Source organism: Micromonospora sp. CNZ299 (genome assembly GCF_002754415.1).
The window spans coordinates 266,864-284,624 of sequence record NZ_PEFG01000001.1 but is presented as its reverse complement, the minus strand read 5'-3'; the positions used below and the strand labels follow the sequence as shown (position 1 = coordinate 284,624).

Here is a 17,761-nt window from a genome sequence, read left to right as displayed (position 1 = left end):
GTGCCGGTGGCCGGGAGGTCGGCTGCGCGCCCGTGCCAGGATGAGAGGCATGGCGGCGGGACCGGTGGCATTCGTGCTCGGCGGCGGGGGCGTGCTCGGCGCGGTCGAGGTGGGCATGTTGCGGGCGCTGTTCCGCGCCGGCATCACACCCGACATGGTGCTCGGCACCTCGATCGGCGCGGTGAACGGCGCGCTGGTCGCCGCCGACCCGACGGAGGCGGTGACCGACCGGCTGGTCCGGCTCTGGGCCTCGCCGGAGGCCAGCGAGGTGTACGGCGACTCGGTCGCCCGGCAGTTGCGCCGCTTCGCCGCCCGTACCCACCTGCACTCTCGCCGGCCGTTGCGTCGGCTGCTGGAGACCGAGCTGGGCGTGGACACCACCTTCGCCGACCTGCGGGTGCCGTTCCGCTGCTGCGCCGCCCACATCGAGCGGGCGGCCGAGCACTGGTTCGACAGCGGTCCGGTGGTGCCGGCGGTGCTGGCATCGGCGTCGGTGCCGGGTCTGCTCCCACCCATGGAGATCGACGGCGCGCACTACGTGGACGGGGGCATCGTCAACTCCATCCCCATCGGCGAGGCGGTGGCCGTCGGCGCCCGCCGGATCTACGTCCTCCAGGTGGGTCGGATCGAACGGGAGCTGACACCGCCCCGCCGGCCGTGGGAGATCGCGCAGGTCGCGTTCGAGATCTCCCGCCGGCACCGCTTCTTCCGGGAGATGGCGGCACTGCCCGAGGGGGTGGAGGTGCACGTCCTGCCGACCGGAGGGCTGAACCCCCGCGACGACACACCGTGGGCGTACCGGGACATGGCGGCGGTGGGGCGGCGGATCAGCCGGGCGTACACCGCCTCGCGGCGCTACCTCGCCACCCATCTGGAGCGATGATGCCGCTGCCCCCCAGGTGGCTGCGTCGGTTGCTGTTCGCCCCCGCCGTGGTGGCGCTCGCGTTCGTCGTGGTCACCACGTTGCCGATCTGGGCGCTGCTCGCCGCCGCCGTGTCCCCGCTGTTCCCGGGTCGGTTGCGTCCGCTGCGGCTGCTCTGGATCGGCTGCGTCTACCTGGTCTGGGATGCCGCCGCGCTGCTCGCGCTGTTCCTGCTCTGGGTCGTCTCCGGCTTCGGCTGGCGGACCCGGTCCCCGGCCTTCCAGCGCGCACACTACGTGCTGGCCGGCTGGTTCCTGCGGGTGCTGTTCTGGCAGGCCCGCTGGGCCCTGCGGCTGCGCATCGACGTGGTGGGCACCGACCCGGACACGGCGCTGCCCGGCCGGCCCGAGTTGGTGCTCTGCCGGCACGCCGGGCCGGGCGACTCGTTCATCCTGATCCACGGGCTGGTCAACTGGTTCAACCGGGAGCCACGGATCGTCCTCAAGGACACCCTCCAGTGGGACCCGGCGATCGACGTGCTGCTCAACCGACTGCCCAACCGGTTCATCGCGCCGACGCCGGAGCGCGGCGAGGAGACCGTACGCCAGGTCGGGCACCTGGCCGCCGGCCTGGACGACAACGACGCGTTCGTGATCTTCCCTGAGGGCGGCAACTTCACCCCCAAGCGACGACTGCGTGCCATCGCCCGGCTGCGTTCCCTCGGGCTGGAACGGATGGCGCTGCGCGCCGAGCGGATGCGTCACGTGCTCGCCCCGCAGCCCGGCGGAATGCTCGCCGCGCTGGACGCCGCCCCGGACGCCGGGGTCATCTTCGTCGCCCACACCGGGTTGGACCGGATGCTCACCGTCGCCGACGTCTGGCGGGAACTGCCCATGGACAAGCGGATCGTGATGCGGTTCTGGTCGGTGCCACCGGAGGAGGTGCCGGCCGGGCGGCAGGAACGCATCGACTGGCTCTTCGACTGGTGGGCGCGGATCGATGCCTGGATCGCGTCTAATCGGTGAGCGCGAGGAGTGCAGCGCAGCGGAGCCCCGCAGTCGCGATCGAAAGGCGGGCTCAGCACCACAATGCCGCGTAGGGTGCGGTCGTGGATCAGATCTGCGTGGTGACGACGGTGGTGGATGCGCGTTCGGTCGCCGACGTGCTGGCGGCTGCGGCCGTCGCCGGCAGGCTCGCCGCCTGCGCCCAGGTGGGTGGTCAGGTGGACAGCACCTACTGGTGGAGGTCCGGTGTGGAGACCAGCACCGAGTGGTCGGTGCAGTTCAAGACCGCACCCGACCGGCTCTCCGCGTTGGTGGACCAGATCCGGGTCAGTCATCCGTACGAGGTGCCGGAGATCCTGGTGTCCACTGTGGAGAGCGGCGACCCGGCGTACGCCACCTGGGTGCACGAGCACACCCGGCCCTGAGTACGCGCACTCTGTGCCACACCCCGGTCGGCTTCCGATGATGACCGGGTGGACGACACCCGCTATCCCTGCCCCGCCTGCGGTGCTCCGGCCGACCTGACCGTCGGTTGCACCGGCTGTTCCCGTGTGCCCGACCCGACCGCCGCCGAGGTGGTCCGGCTGAGCCGCGAGATCGCCCAGCTTGAGCCGCAGGTGCAACGGGCTCGTCACGCGTACACCGAGCTGGCCGGTCGCCTGTCGGCCCTGTCGCGGCGGCGGTCCGAGCTGGCGGCGGTCGTCCGTGCCGGGTTGGCCGCCTCCGCCGGGGCACGCCCGGCGCCCCTCGTCGGGCCGGTGCCAGCTCTCGTCCCGGTCGCGGCGCCGGGCGCGGCCGAAACCTCGACCCGGACCGTCCAGGGTCTGCTCTTCGTCCTCGGTGGACTCCTGCTGGGCACCGCGGCGGTCGTGTTCACAGCGGTGGCCTGGGCGGCGGTGGGAGTCGGCGGACGGGCGTCGATCCTGGCCGCGCTCACCGCGCTCGCGCTCGCCGTGCCGCTGCTGGCGGTCCGTCGAGGGTTGCGGGGCACCGCGGAGACCTTCGCCGCGGTGGGTCTGCTGCTGGTGGTGCTGGACGGTTACGCGGCCTGGTCGGTGGACCTGGCCGGGGTGGCCGGGTGGCCGGGCAGCCGGTACGCCGCGCTGGTCGGGGGGGCCAGCGCGGCGGTCGCCGTCGCGTACGGCCGGTGGAGCGGGTTGACCGGGCCCTGGTTCGCCGCGCTGCTGGCCGCCCAGCCGGTGCTGCCGCTGCTCGCCGTCGGGGCCGAACCGGGTGCCGCCGGTTGGTCACTGGTCCTGCTCGGGGTGGCACTGGTGAACCTGGCCGTGCTGGCCGCGTTGCGCGGCCGGGACGGGGTGGCGCTGCTCGTTGGCAGGGTGTCGGCCGGGATCGGTCACGTCGCCGCTCTCATCGGTGCCGCTGGCTGCGCCCTGACGCCGCTGATCCTCGGACGGGCGGCAGGTTCGCCACTGTTGGCCGGGCTGCCGCTGCTGCTGGTTGCGTTGACCGGGTTCGGTGCGGCCTGGCTGGTCGGCGGGCGGGCGCTGCGGGCGGTGGCCGCCGGGCTGCTGGTGCCGGTGCTCGCCGCCGCCCTGCTGCGCCCGGTGGCCGAGCTGCGGCCGTCCCTGCTGCTGCTCGCGTCGGCGACGGTGGCGCTCGGGCTGGCCGCCGCGGTGCGGATCCTGCCGGTCAGGTCCGGAGCGGAGGTGGCGGGCGCCGGTGGTTGGCGGACCGGCCCGGGCGCCGGGGCGCTGCTGGTCGCGGCGGGCACGGCTCAGGTGGCCGCGCTGGTCACCGTCGCGCTGGCGGTCGCCGCCGCAGGCCGGTCGCTGCCGCCGTGGCGGGGGGCCGGCAGGGGACCGGACCTGGACTGGGGCTGGCAGCTCGCACCCGCCGTGGCGTTGGGGGTCGGCGCGACGGTGCTGCTGCTGCCCCGGCGGGCCCGAGCGGCGCTCGCCACGGCCGGTGCGGTGGCGGTGCTGCTGGCCCTGCCGGCCGGGTGGTCGGCCACCTGGCCGCAGGTCCTCGCCGTCGACCTGGTCGGCGGGGTCGCGCTGCTGCTCGCCGTCCTGATCCGCCCGGCGACCCACCTGGCCTCCCTGCTCACCCGCGCGCTCGGCGGTGCCGTCCTGCTCGGGCACGGGCTGTTGGTCGCCCTGGCCGCCCCGGCCGGTGTGCTGGTGACTCTCGGCGTCATCGCCGTGGTGGGGCTGGCACTGGCCATCCGGCGGGGCGCCGGGCCGTACCGGCAGGTGGCCGGCGGCGGTCTGCTGGTCGCGCAGCTCGCGCTGCCCGGGATCGCGGTGGTGGCGTCGTTCGCCGCGGGCGCGCCGCCCTGGTGGCAGGCGCGGTTCGCGCTGATCGCCGCCGGGCTGCCGCTGGTCGCGGTGCTCGCGGCGCGTCGCCAGCGGGTGGAGCTGATCGGGTACGCGGTGACCGGCGCGCTGGTCGCCATGACCGTGCCCGGCCTCGCCCCGCTGGTCGTGGCGGGGAACGAGCCGATCGCGCTGTACGCCGCGCTGGCGGCGCTGGGGGTCGCCATCGTCGTCCGCTGGGATCGGCAGGAGGACGAGGCCCACCTGTCGGTCCCGGTGGTGGTGGCGGGCGGCGCCCTGGCGGTGGTCGCCGTGCTGGCGGCTCTGCCGAGGGTGCTGACCGCGCTCGTGTCGCCGTACGGCGACCCGGGACGGGTCTGGTCGGGGGTGCCCCGGGTCGTCGCCGAGCCGGCAGCGCTGCCCGTCGGGTTGGCGCTGGTGGTGCTGGCGGTGGCCGCCGTGCTCGCCGGCCGGCGGGTCCGCCCACCGGTGCTGCCCGCGCTGCCGTTCGCCGCGGCGGCGCTGCCAGTGCTGCTCGTCGCGGTCGGCGCGCCGTGGCCGGTGCTGCCTGCCGCCGTGCTGCTCGCCGGATCGGCCGCGCTGCTGCTCGCCGCTCTGGCCGCGCCCCGCCCAGGGCTCGCACCGATCGCCGTACCGCTGGGTGTGGTGCTGGTCGCCTCCGGTGTGGCGGGGCTGCTCGTCACCCGAGCCGGTTCGCTCGCCGCCGAGGGGATGCTGTTGGTGGTGGCGGTGGTCGTCGCCGTCGGGGGGCGCACGGTCGAGGTGCGGGTCGCCGGTTGTCTCGCGGCGGTGGGTGCCGCGTCCGCGTTGGCGGTGACCGCCTCGTGGGTGGGAGGGCTGCCGCTGCGGGCCGCCGCGTACCCCCTGTTGGCGGTGGCCGCGCTGGTGCTGGCTGTCGCCGCCGCGACCACCCCGGCGCGGGGTCTGGTCGGGCGGGTGCTGGACGCTGCCGCGCAGGCAGTGGCGCTGGTGGCGGCAGTGCTCACCGTCGAGGCGGCGCGACACCTCGCCACGGTCTGCGTGCTCTGGGGTGCCGCCGTGGCGCTGCGGCTGCTGCGCCGGGGGGAGCCGGCCGGCCGGCGGTGGGCGTTCGCCGGCATCGCCGGCTCAAGCGAGCTGCTCGGTGCATGGGTGTTGCTGGCCGCCGGTGGGGTGACGGTGCTGGAGGCGTACACCCTGCCGGCTGCGGCGCTCGCCCTCGGCGCGGGCCTGCTGGCGTTGCGGACCCGGCCGGGGCTGACCAGCTGGCCGGCCCTCGGCCCGGGGCTGGTCGCGGCGCTGCTGCCGAGCCTCGTGTCGGTGCTGACCGGGCCGGACCCGCAGCCGGTGCGGCGACTGCTCCTCGGCGCGGCGGCGCTGGGCGCGGTGCTGGCCGGGGCGACCCGCCGATGGCAGGCACCGGTGCTGCTCGGCGGCGGCGTGCTGACGCTGCTGGCGCTGCACGAGTTGGCCCGGGGATGGGATCTGCTGCCCCGGTGGATCTACCTGGGGGTCGGCGGGTTGGCGCTGGTCGGGCTCGCCGCCACCTATGAGCGGCGGCGGCGTGACGTGGCTCGACTGCGCGCCGCGGTGGGCCGGCTGGGCTGAGTCGAACCAGTGGGGGGTAGGGCCTGCCCTACCCCCTATTCGGGGGTTGTCGGGGTTACTCACCGCTACCGCGATCGGGAGACTTGACATTAAGCCCGAACCACCCCGGTACGGGCGTAAGCGGAACGGGAGCAGCAATGGCGCTCGGAGCGGTGGCGGAACCGCCGGTACAACGGCGAGGCAGTGACTACGCACAGTTGTCCCGTCGGATCAGCCAGGCGGGCCTGCTGGAGCGGCGCCCCGGCTGGTACGTCGCCCGCATCGTGCTCACCCTCGGGGCCTTCGTGGCCGGCTGGGTGGCCGTGTTCCTGCTCGGCGACTCCTGGTGGCAGCTGCCCCTCGCGGCCCTGATGGCGGTGGCCACCACCCAGGTCGCGTTCCTCGGTCACGACGCCGGGCACCGCCAGATGTTCCGTCGGCGTGGTCCCAGCGAGCTGGTGGGGTTGTTCGCCGGCAACGCGGCGGTGGGAATCAGCTACGGCTGGTGGGTCGACAAGCACAACCGGCACCATGCCAACCCGAACCACGAGGACGAGGACCCGGACGTCGGCGCGGGCGCGCTGGTGTGGACGCCCGAGCAGGCCCTGGAGACCCGTGGGATCAACCGCTGGATGGCCAAGCGGCAGGCGTACCTCTTCTTCCCGATGCTCCTGCTGGAGGGTCTGAGCCTGCACGTGGCGAGCATCCGGGCGATCGTCGGGCGTGACTCTGACGGCCGGTACACCACCCCGATGCGGCGCCGGGCGGTCGAGGCCGTGCTGCTCGTCGCACACACCGCCGCCTACGTGGCACTGCTGTTGGCGGTCATGTCGCCGGTCAAGGCGCTGCTCTTCGCCGTCGTGCACCAGGCGCTGTGGGGTTTCTACATGGGTTGCTCGTTCGCGCCCAACCACAAGGGCATGCCGATGCCGACCGCCGAGGACGAGCTGGACTTCCTGCGTAAGCAGGTGCTGACCTCCCGCAACGTGCGGGGTAGCTGGCTGGTGGACGCCACGTTGGGCGGGCTCAACTACCAGATCGAGCACCACCTGTTTCCGAACATGCCCCGCGCCAACCTGCGGCGGGCGCAACCGATCGTCCGCGCCTACTGCGCGGAGCAGGGCATCCCGTACGCGGAGACCGGGCTGGTCGAGTCGTACCGGCAGGCGCTCGGCCACCTGCACGAGGTGGGACAGCCGCTGCGCGGCTGAGAAGGAAACGGCCGTTGCGCGGCTACGAGGACTGAGCGATGGGGCGGGCATCTGATGATGCCCGCCCCATCGCGGCACCCAATGTCGGGGCTCTGGCAGAGCGTCTGCGGCTGTAAGAGATTGATCGCCAGCTGAGCTGGCCACCGGTGGCGCGTACGGCCCGTCGTACGCGCCACCGGTAGGGTCTGGTCATGGCAGACCTGCTCACCGCGGACGCGGTGCGAGAAGAGCTGGGCCGGTTGCCCGACTGGTCGGGTGACCCGACCGGCATCGGTCGTACCGCCCAGCTCGGCAGTTTCCCGGCGGCCATCGCGGTGGTGGACCGGGTGGCGACGGTGGCCGAGGAGCTCGACCACCATCCCGACATCGACATCCGATGGCGGACCCTGACCTTCCGCTGTGTCACGCACTCGGCCGGTGGGGTCACCCACCGGGACATCGAGCTGGCCCGGCGGATCGACGACATCGTCCGGAGCGCGGCATGAGATTCGAGATCAGCAAGGTTCTGGACGCCATCGAGGGGCGGGTCTGCACCGACCCGTCGCTGGCGAGGGCAGTCATCGACCTGGCCGAGGTGATCCGCTATCAGGACATCGACGGCGGACGGCCGGCCAGCCTGCTGCGCCTAGGCATGGTCATCGACGCGCTCTCCCGCGAGTTGGAGGAGGACAGCGTCCAGGTCTACGCGGTGGTGCACCGGGCGTTGCTCTCCGACGCCGACCTCACCTCCAACGAGCGGATGGTCGTCCGCCGCTGGGCCGACGACGGGCTCGTCGAGGTGCTCGACAACCCGGGTGACCGGATGTTGGAGGTCGCCGACCTGCTCGGGTTGCCGGTGCTCAGCCGGGTGCGCTTCGACGGGCTGCGCGGTCGGTTCCCGTGGCTGGTCGAGCAGCCCGGTCGGGTGGTCGCGCCGGTGCCGGGCGCCGGCGGGCCGGTGTTCATCGCGCACGTCGGTGGTGGGCACTCGCCGGTAGCCGGCAAGCGTTCGCCGACCGGGGTGAAGCTGCTGGCCCGCCAGTGGCGTTGCCCGGAGTCGGGCTGCGCGCTGTTCGGTGGCGGTGGTGGGGGTGGCGCGTTCGCCGACCTGGCCGGGGGCGTCGACCGCAGCCCCGCCGCACAGCCGCCGCCCGCGCTGCGTAACGGCGTACCAACCTGCCCCCGACACGGCGTACGGCTCGGTGACGGCGGGCCTCGCCCACGTTCGGAGGTGCTCGCGGTGCGGGTCGGCGGCCTGGTCCGGCGGCGGTTCGTGCTCAGCGAGGACCAGCCGGTGGTGGCCGGCCGGGCACCCGAGCAGGAAGGCGGGATCATGCTCGGGCAGTGGCTCAACGACGAGGCACGGCGATGGATCAGCCGTGGTCACGTCCACTTCGAGCTGCGGGTCGGTGAGGTCATCGTGACCGACGTCAGCACCAACGGCTCGGGCATCCGGCCGGCCGGTTCGATGGCCGAGTCGGACCGGATCCCCCTGGCACCGCAGCAGTCCCGAGTGTTGGGCGAGAACGACATGGTGGAGTTGTACCCAGGGGTGCAGATCGGTCGGGCCGAGGAACTGCCCACCGGTGCCCCTTTCACCCCCACGTCGGTGATGGCCGAGGCTCCGACGATGGCCATGCGCCTACCCCGTCCCTGACACGCGCCGCCCCCGGCCGCCGGGGGCGGCGGCCGGCCCGGCGGCGGGGCCCGGCGGCGGGCCAAGATCCGCACAAGAACAGGGAAAGTGCTGCCTCGGACGGTGTCGAGGCAGCACTTTCCCTGTAGTTGCGCAGATCTTGACCAGCGGGGGTCGTTCAGCTGGCCAGCACCTCGGCCAGCTTGGCCACCGCCAGGTCGATCTCGTCCTCGGTGATCACCAGCGGCGGGGCGAGCCGGATGGTGGAGCCGTGGGTGTCCTTGGCGAGCACACCGCGCGCGGCGAGCCGCTCACAGGCCTCCCGGCCGGTCATCAGCGCCGGGTCGATGTCCAGACCGGCCCACAGGCCGCGGACGCGTACCCCGACCAGGCCCTTGCCGACCAGACCCTCCAGGCCGGCCCGCAGCCGTTCACCCAGCTCCGCGGAGCGGCGCTGGAACTCGCCGGTGGCGAGTAGCCGCACCACCTCGATGGCGACCGCGCAGGCGAGCGGGTTGCCGCCGAAGGTGGAGCCGTGCTGGCCGGGCTTGAGCACGCCCAGCACGTCGGCGTTCGCGGCCACCGCGGAGACCGGCACGATGCCGCCGCCGAGCGCCTTGCCGAGCAGATACATGTCCGGCACGACGCCCTCGTGGTCACAGGCGAAGGTCTTGCCGGTACGCCCCAGACCCGACTGGATCTCGTCGGCGATGAAGAGCACGTTGCGCTCGGTGCAGACCTGGCGTACGCCCGGCAGGTAGCCCTCCGGCGGCACGACCACGCCCTGCTCGCCCTGGATCGGCTCCAGCAGCACGGCAACGGTGTTCTCGTCGATCGCGGCGGTCAGCGCGTCCAGGTCGCCGTAGGGCACGACAGTGAACCCCGGGGTGTACGGCCCGAAGTCGGCGCGGGCGTCCTCGTCGGTGGAGAAGCTCACGATGGTGGTGGTCCGGCCGTGGAAGTTGCCCTCGGCGACCACGATGTTGGCCTGCCCGGCGGGCACGCCCTTGACCTGGTAGCCCCACTTGCGGGCCACCTTGATCCCGGTCTCGACCGCCTCGGCGCCGGTGTTCATCGGCAGCACCAGGTCCTTGCCGCACAGCTCGGCCAGCTCCCGGCAGAAGTCGGCGAACTGGTCGTGGATGAACGCGCGGCTGGTCAGCGTGAGCCGGTCCAGTTGTGCGTGCGCGGCGGCGATCAGCTGTGGGTGCCGGTGCCCGAAGTTCAGCGCCGAGTAGCCGGCCAGGCAGTCCAGGTAACGCCGGCCGTCCACGTCGGTGAGCCAGGCACCCTCCGCGGACGAGATCACCACCGGCAGCGGGTGGTAGTTGTGCGCCGTCCAGCGCTCGGCGTCCCGGACCGCGCCCGGCGTACGCAGCTTGTCATCCACGATCACTTGCTTGCCTTTCCCTGACGGAGTCGCAGCGTGCAGCACTTCGGTCCGCCGCCGGCCTTACGTAGCTCGGACAGGTCGACCCCGATGGTTTCGTAGCCCCGGTCGCGCAGCTTGGCGGCCAGGTCGGTGGCCTGCGCGGGCAGCACCACGTGCCGGCCGTCGCTCACCGCGTTCAGGCCCAGCACCGCGGCGTCGGCCATGGTGGCGTGCACCGCGTCGGGGAAGAGCCGGCGCAGCACGGCCTGGCTGCCGGGGGAGAACGCCTCGGGCAGGTACGCCACGGTCCGCTCGTCGAGCACGGTCAGCGCGGTGTCCAGGTGGTAGAAGCGCGGGTCGACCAGCTGCATGGTGATCACCGGGTAGCCGAAGACCTCCTGCAACTGGGCGTGCGAGGCGTGCGCCGTGCGGAAGCCGGTGCCGGCCAGCAGGTGGTCGCCGGCCAGCAGGACGTCGCCCTCGCCCTCGTTGACGTGCTTCGGGTCGTACATCTCGAAGCCCGCGTCCTCGAACCAGGCGCGGTACGCCGGTGCCTCGTCGGCCCGCTGCGGGTCGCGGAACTGCACGGCCATCGCCTTGCCGTCGATCACGGTGCCACCGTTGGCGGCGAAGACCATGTCGGGCAGGCCGGGCACCGGAGTGATCTCCTCGACGGTGTGGCCCAGGTCGCGGTACGTCTGGCGCAGCTGCTCCCACTGCCGGACGGCCAGCGCGGCGTCGACCGGCGCGGTCGGGTCCATCCAGGGGTTGATCGCGTAATCGACGGCGAAGTACGTCGGCCGGCACATCAACAGGCGCTGGCTGGTGGCGTCCATCGTCATTGTCCTGCTCCCAGGGGTCGGGCGCGCCCGGCCACCGTGGCCCACGGGCTGGCGCCGTTGCTCAACGGTATGCGGCGTCAGCGGCAGGATCCACCACTGAGAGTTGCGCGGACCGAACATTCGTTGCGTCTGAGCGACTGCCGGGAGCGATTCGTTGTGTCAGGCGTGCCTGACCCCGGAAACACTTCAGGGGCGGCGAACCGCCGCCCCTGAAAGGGTGTCGCCCGGCCGGTGAACCACCGGAGTGTTCGGGCTGCCGGCGAACCGCCGGCTTTTCGCCGGTGCATCACCGGCGAGCGGAACAGTGCCCGCTAGAAACGATCGACAAACTGTGAGTCAAGCCACTCACGGAAGCGCTGCACCCAGTCGCCGTCGGTGGTCGGCCAGTCGAACTGGCCGGTCATCGCCAGCACCCCGATCACCACGGCGGCCAGCCCGATCAGCACGCCGAAGAGCGCGTCGGTCTTGCCGGCGACGTGCCGGCGGCGGGTGGCCATCAGGCCGAGCACCGAGAGCACCGCGCCGAACGCGCCGAGCCCGATGCCGTACCCGGCCAGGGTGCCGGTCAGCACGAACATCGCACCGGCCACGGCGACGATCAGGCCGAGGGTGGCGAGCAGGCTGGCCCGCGGCTTCGGGCCGCGCGTCACCGGCGGCTCGGGCGCTGTCGTGTCCGGGGTCGGGTCGACCGGGCGGTCGGTGGTGACCCGGTCCGTCGTGTCGGGTCGCCGGGTCGTGCCGTCGAGGTCGGTGTCCCGGTCGGCCGTGCGCCCCGTGGTCGGGTCGGTGCCGGGCCGGGGCTCGGTCACGACCGGGCTGGCGGCGCCGCTGCGCGGCTCCGTCTCCACCGGACGGGCGGTGGAAGCTGTGCTCTCCGCGGGTCGGGCGGTGGCGGCGCGGGCGACCGCGGCCCGCGCGGCGGCCCGCCGCTCGGCCTCGCCGGCCTGATCGCCGGGCTGGTCGTCGGTTGCGGCGGCGCTGCGGTACGTCGTCTGGTCTGCGTCCCGATCGGTGACCACCGGGCGACTGCGCTCGCCGTCCCCGGGCTGGTCCACGTCGGTCTGGGTTGCGCTGTCCCGGCCGCTGTCGACCGGGGTGTCGCGGTCGTCGATGCGACCGTCGAGGTTCTCGTCCCGCGTCGGTGCCGGCTCGGACCGGCGGGACAGCGAAGGAATCCTGACCACTACACACCTCCTGATGAATGCGTGGTGGCCGACGGAGTAGGTGGCATCCACGCGGTACCGCCCTGAAGTACCCACCTGGGCGTTTCCTGACACCAATCCTGGGTACGGGCTCGACACTCGGCCTTGATCGGCTCGGTTTCCTGGAGGCCGCAGTGTCCTGCACGCCTGGACACCCCGGTTTTCAGAAACCCGAGTCGACCGCCGTGCCAGCGCGGCTGGCTATCCTTGGCACCCGTGCCAGAGGGACACACGATCCATCGCCTGGCGGCCCGGCACGCCGAGCTGTTCGCCGGGGACAAGCTGCACGCCGCGAGCCCGCAGGGCCGCTTCGCCGACGGCGCCGCCCGGCTCACCGGGACGGTGCTGGAGAGCACCGAGGCGTACGGCAAGCACCTGCTGCACCACTACGCCGGTGAGCTGACCCTGCACGTACACCTCGGGCTGTACGGCAAGTTCACCGACGGCCCGGGGGAGCCGCCGGAGCCGGTCGGTCAGGTGCGGCTGCGACTCGCCAGCGATCGGCACTGGCTCGACCTGCGCGGACCCACTGCCTGCGAGCTGATCACCCCACCCGAGGTGGCCGCACTGCGGGACCGCCTCGGACCGGACCCGCTGCGCGCCGACGCCGACCCGGAGCGGGCGTACGCCCGGATCTCGCGCAGCCCCACGCCCCTCGCCGCGCTGCTGCTGGACCAGTCGGTGGTGGCCGGCACCGGGCTGATCTTCGTGACCGAGGCGTTGTTCCGGGCCGGCCTGCCGCCGACGATGCCCGGCCGAGGGCTCACGCGGGCCAACTGGGACGCGCTCTGGGCCGACCTGGCCGGGCTGATGCGACTCGCGGTCGAGCACGGCCGCATCGACACCGTGCGCGGCGCGCACCTGCCGGAGGCGATGGGCCGGCCGGCGCGGGTGGACCGGCACGGTGGCGAGGTGTACGTCTACCGCCGCCCCGGCGCGCCCTGCCACGTCTGCGGCACCGAAGTCAGCCGCGGCGAGCTGGCCGGCCGCAACCTGTACTGGTGCCGGACCTGCCAGGCCGCCTGAGCCGCCCGCCCCGACGCATGCACCGCCCCGCCCTTCGGGCGACTCGCGGCGCTGCCGAACCTCAGTCGGCGTCGAGCAGCCAGCGGACCACCTCGACCTGGTGCGGAAAGACGACCGCACCGTCGATGCTCCAGGCCAACGTGTGCCCGATCGTCCAACCCCGGGCCCGCTCGCGGTCCAGCCCCAGCTCGGCGGTGAGCCGGTCCAACCGGTGCCGGACGGCCGTCGGCGAGTGACCCAACTCCCGACCGCGCACCATCGGCACGACCGAGAACTCCCGCTCGCCGGTCAGCGGCTTCGGGTCGATCGCCAGCCATGGTTCCCGGTCGGCGGCGAGCACATTGCCGGCGTGCAGGTCCTGGTTGACCAGCACCTGCTCGCCCTGACTCGACGCCAACCCGGCGAGCAGGTCGAGTGCCGTGTCGAGCAGCCGTCGCCCGTACGGCCGGCCGGCCCGTTCCCAGTTGTCAGGCATCCGGTCGATCCAGCCGGCGGCCTCCTCGGCCAACGGGGTGAACGGCGCGCCGGCCGGTCGCCACAGCCGGGGCAGCAGGGCGGTCACCGCGTCCAGCGCGCGGTCCATCGGAAGCTCGTGCAGCGGACTGCCGGGCTGGCAGCGTTCCACCAGCAGGGCGCGTCGTTCCGGATCATGGGCGAGCAGCCGGATCGCCCCGTCGCCGTTCCACTGGGCCAGGGCGTCGGCCTCGTGCCGGCTGTCCTCGTCCGGGTACTGGAGCTTGAGCACCGCCGCCGTGCCGTCGGGCAGGTCCGCGGGCAGTGCCAGGGATGCGTAGGCGTAGCGGAAGGGCGGGCCGAGTCGCAGCGACCACCGCTCGGTGCACTCCGCCAGCCACGTCGGGAGGGTGCCGAGCCAGGTCCGGCCCACCGGTGTCGTACGGACCCAGTCGAGGCCCTCGGGGAGATCCATCCGACCATCCTGGGCCGTCCACCCCTGCGTTGGTGGCCTGTTCCCATGCCGGGTCCACAGTGGCTAGCGTAGGGCCGTGCAGATCGGCGTGAACGTACCGAACTTCGCCCCGGGCACCGACCCCGACGTGCTGCGTCGGTGGGCACAGACGGTCGAGGGTCTCGGCTTCGATCTGCTGATGGTCTCCGATCACATCGTGGTGACCCCGGACGTGGCCGAGCAGTACCCGGCGCCGTTCTACGAGCCGTTCACCACGCTGTCCTGGCTGGCCGGGGTGACCTCCCGGGTCCGGTTGGGCACCACTGTGCTCATCGTCCCGTACCGGCACCCGCTGCTCATGGCCCGGATGGCGGCGAACCTCAACCGGCTCAGTGGCGGCCGGCTCGTCCTCGGGGTCGGCGTCGGCTGGGCCCGGCAGGAGTTCGAGGCGCTGGGCGTGCCGTTCCAGCGGCGCGGCGCGCTGACCGACGACCACCTGCGGGCCATGCGCGACGCCTGGCAGAACACCGACGACTACGACTCGGGAGCGATCCCGATCTGGGTCGGTGGCAACAGCGAAGCCGGCATGCGCCGCGCGGTCCTGCTCGGTGATGCGTGGCACCCGCTGCGGGTGGCACCCGGACGGCTGGCCGAGGCCGCCGCACGACTGAAGACCATCGCCGCTGACCTGGGCCGCCCGGTGCCCGCGTTGGTGCCGCGCATCGCACTCCAGGAGACCCGGGAGCCGGTCACCGCCCCGGACCGGCTCGCCGGTGTCGGCACCATCGACCAGATCACCGCCGACATCGACCAGATCCGACTGCTCGGCGCCGAGGCGGTGGTGCTCGACCCGTTCAACGGCGACCTGACCGAGATCCGCCAGCCCGAGCGTGCCTGGCGGACACTGGCGGCCGTGGCCGCACATCACAGATCCCAGGAGGGCCGATGACACCCGACGACGAAAAGTTTCTCCGCCGCGCCGTGGAACTCGCCAGTCAGGCGGGGGCTTCCGGCGAACGGCCGTTCGGCTCGTTGCTGGTCGATGCCGAGGGCGTCGTCCTGATCGAGGACCACAACACAGTGGTCTCCGAGGCGGACATCACCGCCCATCCGGAGTTGAAGCTGGCCCGCTGGGCGGCTCGGGAGCTTCCCGCCGAGAAGGCTGCCGGCACCACCATGTTCACCAGTTGCCAGCCCTGCCCGATGTGCGCGACCGCCATCGACCGCTCCGGCCTCGGACGCGTGGTGTACGCGCTGTCCAGCGAGCAGTTCGAGGAGGTCAAGCCCGCCACGCCGCCGCTGCCTCCGATTCGGTACGAGGGGCCGGCGCTCTTCGACGAGGCGCGCCAGCCGATCGACGACTATTACTGACCAGATCCGGCCCGGAGCGGTGTGACGCAACCGGAATTGACAGTCGACCGATCACCGGAGCAGGGTTGGCAGGTGACAACGATGTCAACGGGCAAAAGGGGGGAATCGTACGCATGATGACTCCCGATCGCACCCGCAGCTCGGGGTGTCCCGTTGGCGGTTTTCCGGCGCGGACCCGGTCCGCCCGCCGATCCTGGCCGTATGTCCCTTTCCTACCCGACGGTGACCAGCTGAGATGACCGACCTGCCCCGATCCGACGCCGCAAAGACCCCCGCTCCCGCCGGGTCACCCGACCTGCCCGATCTGGAGGAGTTCCTCGCCGATCAGGCCCGCACACTGCTCGACACGGCCGGCCGGTCGGTTCGGCCCGAGGGCGGCTTCTGGTGGCTCACCGACGACCGCACCCCGGACCGCGGTGAGCCGGTGTTCACCTGGATCACCTGCCGGATGACCCACGTGGCCGCCCTCGCCCACCGTCACGGCGACCCGGACGCCGCCGCTCTCGTCGACCACGGGATCGCCGCGCTCAGCACCCTGCTGCGCGACGATCGGTACGGCGGTTGGTTCAGCGCGGTGGACCAGCAGGGGGCACCTGTCGACGATCGGAAGGCCGGCTACGACCACGCGTTCGTGCTGCTCGCCGCGTCCAGCGCCGCGCGGGCCGGCCGGCCGGGCGCGGAGCGGTTGCTCGCCGACGTGCTGAGTGTGGTGCGGGACCGGTTCTGGGACGACGACGCCGGCGCGGTCCGCGAATCGTGGAACCGGGACTGGACGGTCACCGAGGACTACCGCGGCGCCAACAGCAGCATGCACATGGTCGAGGCGTTCCTCGCCGCCACCGCCGCCACCGGCGACGCGAGCTGGGCCGGCCGGGCCCTGCGGATCGCCTCCCACCTGGTGCACGGCGAGGCCGCCCGGCACGACTGGCGGCTGCCCGAGCACTTCACCGCCGACTGGACGCCGCTGCCGGACTACAACCGGGACCAGCCCGCGGACCCGTTCCGCCCGTACGGCTCCACAATCGGCCACTGGCTGGAATGGGCCCGGCTGCTGCTTGAGCTGGAGGCTGTCCTTCCGCAGCCTCCTCGGTGGCTGCTCGCCGACGCCCGTGCCCTGTTTGCCGCCTCCGTTCGACGGGGCTGGGCGGTCGACGGCGCCGACGGCTTCGTCTACACGATCGACTGGGATGACCAACCGGTGGTCCGCTCCCGGATGCACTGGGTCCTCGCCGAGGCGGTCGGCGCGGCCATCACCCTGCACCGGCGCACCGGGGACGCGGTCTACGCCGACTGGTACCGGGTCTTCTGGGCGTACGCCCGGCGCACCCTGATCGACGGCATCGGGTGGCGGCACGAGCTGGATGCACAGAACCTGCCCTCCGACACGGTCTGGCACGGCCGGCCGGACGTCTACCACGCGTACCAGGCGGTGCTGCTGTCCCGCGCGCCCGACGGGCTCGGCGGCGCCGGCCCGCTCGCACCGGGCGAGGTGCCCGCGTGATCGTGGTCGCGGGTGAGGCACTGATCGACCTGGTGGTCACCGCCGACGGCCAGCGGGCCGTGCCGGGGGGCTCCCCGGCGAACGTGGCGGTCACCCTGGCGCGCCTCGACCAGCCGGTACGACTGCTGGCCCGGCTCGGCACCGACGAGTACGGCCGGCAGGTCGCCGAGCACCTGCGGGCCAACCGGGTGGACCTGGGGTGGGCGGTCCGCGCCGAGGAGCCCACGTCGGTGGCAGTGGCCACGTTGGACGCCAGCGGGCAGGCCAGTTACGAGTTCCGGCTGGCCGGCGCGGCGGACTGGCAGTGGACGCCGCAGGAGCTGCCCGAGCTGGCCGGTTCCCCGGCGACCGCCCTGCACACCGGGTCGCTCGCGCTCGCGCTGACCCCCGGGGCGCAGGTGCTGGAGGACCTGCTCGCCTTCGAACGTCACCGGGACGCGCTCACCCTCTCGATCGACCTCAACCTGCGTCCGAGCATCGTCACGGACCGGGCCGCCGAGCAGGAGCGGGTACGCCGGCAGGTGCCCCTCGCGCACCTGGTCAAGGCCAGCGACGAGGACCTGGCCTGGCTCTACCCGGACCGGTCGGTGGCCGACGTGATGGCGGAGTGGCATGCGGCCAGGGTGTGCTGTGCGGTCGTGACCCGGGGCGGTGAGGGCGCCTGGCTGCTCGCCCCGGACGGCACGCTGCACGAACAACCGGCGGTACGCACCACGGTGGTCGACACGGTAGGCGCCGGCGACTCGTTCACCGGCGGTCTGCTCGCCGCGTTGGCCGACCTCGACGCACTCGGCGACCGGCCGGCCGACCGGCTCACCGCGGTGACCGCGCCGCAGTGGGCTGCGGTGCTCCGGCAGGCCGCCACGGTCGCCGCGTTGACCTGCGGACGCCGAGGCGCAGACCCGCCCAGCCGCGCCGAGGTCGAAACCCTCCTGACGGCCGCGAGCTAAACCCTCTCTGCCGGTCGATCATGGGCTTGTGGTGG

At 73.1% G+C, this 17,761-nt stretch carries 16 protein-coding genes; 12 read left to right on the top strand and 4 right to left on the bottom strand.

Going from position 1 to position 17,761, the window contains the following annotated elements:
• The first annotated feature begins 49 nt into the window (after positions 1-49).
• From CLT68_RS01350 to CLT68_RS01320, 7 genes are all read left to right on the top strand, one after another.
• A complete protein-coding gene (locus CLT68_RS01350) occupies positions 50-883 on the top strand; it encodes a patatin-like phospholipase family protein (RefSeq protein ID WP_088949977.1) in 834 nt (277 codons plus the stop codon).
• The gene (locus CLT68_RS01345; RefSeq protein ID WP_099848298.1) at positions 883-1,887 is read left to right on the top strand and encodes a 1-acyl-sn-glycerol-3-phosphate acyltransferase; all 1,005 of its coding nucleotides are present in this window, start codon (positions 883-885) and stop codon (positions 1,885-1,887) included. Before CLT68_RS01350 ends, CLT68_RS01345 begins: the two co-directional genes overlap by 1 nt.
• 83 nt (positions 1,888-1,970) lie before the next feature.
• Positions 1,971-2,291, top strand: coding sequence for a divalent-cation tolerance protein CutA (gene cutA, locus CLT68_RS01340; protein ID WP_088949975.1), 321 nt, complete (start codon positions 1,971-1,973; stop codon positions 2,289-2,291).
• Positions 2,292-2,339: 48 nt separating this feature from the next.
• A complete protein-coding gene (locus tag CLT68_RS01335; RefSeq protein ID WP_099848296.1) occupies positions 2,340-5,750 on the top strand; it encodes an SCO7613 C-terminal domain-containing membrane protein in 3,411 nt (1,136 codons plus the stop codon).
• A 137-nt stretch (positions 5,751-5,887) separates the two neighbouring features.
• Positions 5,888-6,940, top strand: coding sequence for an acyl-CoA desaturase (locus CLT68_RS01330; RefSeq protein WP_099848294.1), 1,053 nt, complete (start codon positions 5,888-5,890; stop codon positions 6,938-6,940).
• Between the two features lie 191 nt (positions 6,941-7,131).
• Complete coding sequence (locus CLT68_RS01325) at positions 7,132-7,425, top strand: 4a-hydroxytetrahydrobiopterin dehydratase (RefSeq protein WP_099848292.1); 294 nt, start codon at positions 7,132-7,134, stop codon at positions 7,423-7,425.
• On the top strand, positions 7,422-8,576 hold the full coding sequence (locus CLT68_RS01320; RefSeq protein WP_099848290.1) for an FHA domain-containing protein: 1,155 nt from the start codon (positions 7,422-7,424) through the stop codon (positions 8,574-8,576). The genes CLT68_RS01325 and CLT68_RS01320 overlap by 4 nt, the downstream gene beginning before the upstream one ends.
• Before the next feature lie 157 nt (positions 8,577-8,733).
• Here the strand turns inward: CLT68_RS01320 and rocD are convergent, their stop codons facing one another.
• The 3 genes from rocD to CLT68_RS01305 all read right to left on the bottom strand — a co-directional run bounded on the left by rocD (position 8,734) and on the right by CLT68_RS01305 (position 11,953).
• Complete coding sequence (rocD, locus tag CLT68_RS01315) at positions 8,734-9,948, bottom strand: ornithine--oxo-acid transaminase (RefSeq protein WP_199177196.1); 1,215 nt, start codon at positions 9,946-9,948, stop codon at positions 8,734-8,736.
• Entirely contained in the window at positions 9,948-10,763 is an 816-nt protein-coding gene (ddaH, locus tag CLT68_RS01310) for a dimethylargininase (RefSeq protein ID WP_199177195.1), read from the bottom strand. Before ddaH ends, rocD begins: the two co-directional genes overlap by 1 nt.
• A gap of 317 nt (positions 10,764-11,080) precedes the next feature.
• Positions 11,081-11,953, bottom strand: a complete 873-nt coding sequence (locus CLT68_RS01305; RefSeq protein ID WP_486482047.1) for a thrombospondin — start codon at positions 11,951-11,953, stop codon at positions 11,081-11,083.
• 234 nt (positions 11,954-12,187) lie between these two features.
• Here CLT68_RS01305 and CLT68_RS01300 point away from each other — a divergent pair, with 234 nt between their 5' ends.
• Entirely contained in the window at positions 12,188-12,997 is an 810-nt protein-coding gene (locus tag CLT68_RS01300) for a DNA-formamidopyrimidine glycosylase family protein (protein WP_099856673.1), read from the top strand.
• A 61-nt stretch (positions 12,998-13,058) separates the two neighbouring features.
• Here CLT68_RS01300 and CLT68_RS01295 read toward each other — a convergent pair whose 3' ends face one another.
• Entirely contained in the window at positions 13,059-13,925 is an 867-nt protein-coding gene (locus tag CLT68_RS01295) for an aminoglycoside phosphotransferase family protein (RefSeq protein ID WP_099848284.1), read from the bottom strand.
• Between the two features lie 76 nt (positions 13,926-14,001).
• Here CLT68_RS01295 and CLT68_RS01290 point away from each other — a divergent pair, with 76 nt between their 5' ends.
• From CLT68_RS01290 to CLT68_RS01275, 4 genes are all read left to right on the top strand, one after another.
• The gene (locus CLT68_RS01290; protein WP_099848282.1) at positions 14,002-14,853 is read left to right on the top strand and encodes a TIGR03619 family F420-dependent LLM class oxidoreductase; all 852 of its coding nucleotides are present in this window, start codon (positions 14,002-14,004) and stop codon (positions 14,851-14,853) included.
• The gene (locus tag CLT68_RS01285) at positions 14,850-15,275 is read left to right on the top strand and encodes a nucleoside deaminase (RefSeq protein WP_099848280.1); all 426 of its coding nucleotides are present in this window, start codon (positions 14,850-14,852) and stop codon (positions 15,273-15,275) included. The genes CLT68_RS01290 and CLT68_RS01285 overlap by 4 nt, the downstream gene beginning before the upstream one ends.
• 235 nt (positions 15,276-15,510) lie before the next feature.
• Positions 15,511-16,776, top strand: a complete 1,266-nt coding sequence (locus CLT68_RS01280) for an AGE family epimerase/isomerase (RefSeq protein WP_099848278.1) — start codon at positions 15,511-15,513, stop codon at positions 16,774-16,776.
• Positions 16,773-17,726, top strand: a complete 954-nt coding sequence (locus CLT68_RS01275) for a carbohydrate kinase family protein (RefSeq protein WP_099848276.1) — start codon at positions 16,773-16,775, stop codon at positions 17,724-17,726. The genes CLT68_RS01280 and CLT68_RS01275 overlap by 4 nt, the downstream gene beginning before the upstream one ends.
• Positions 17,727-17,761 lie beyond the last annotated feature (35 nt).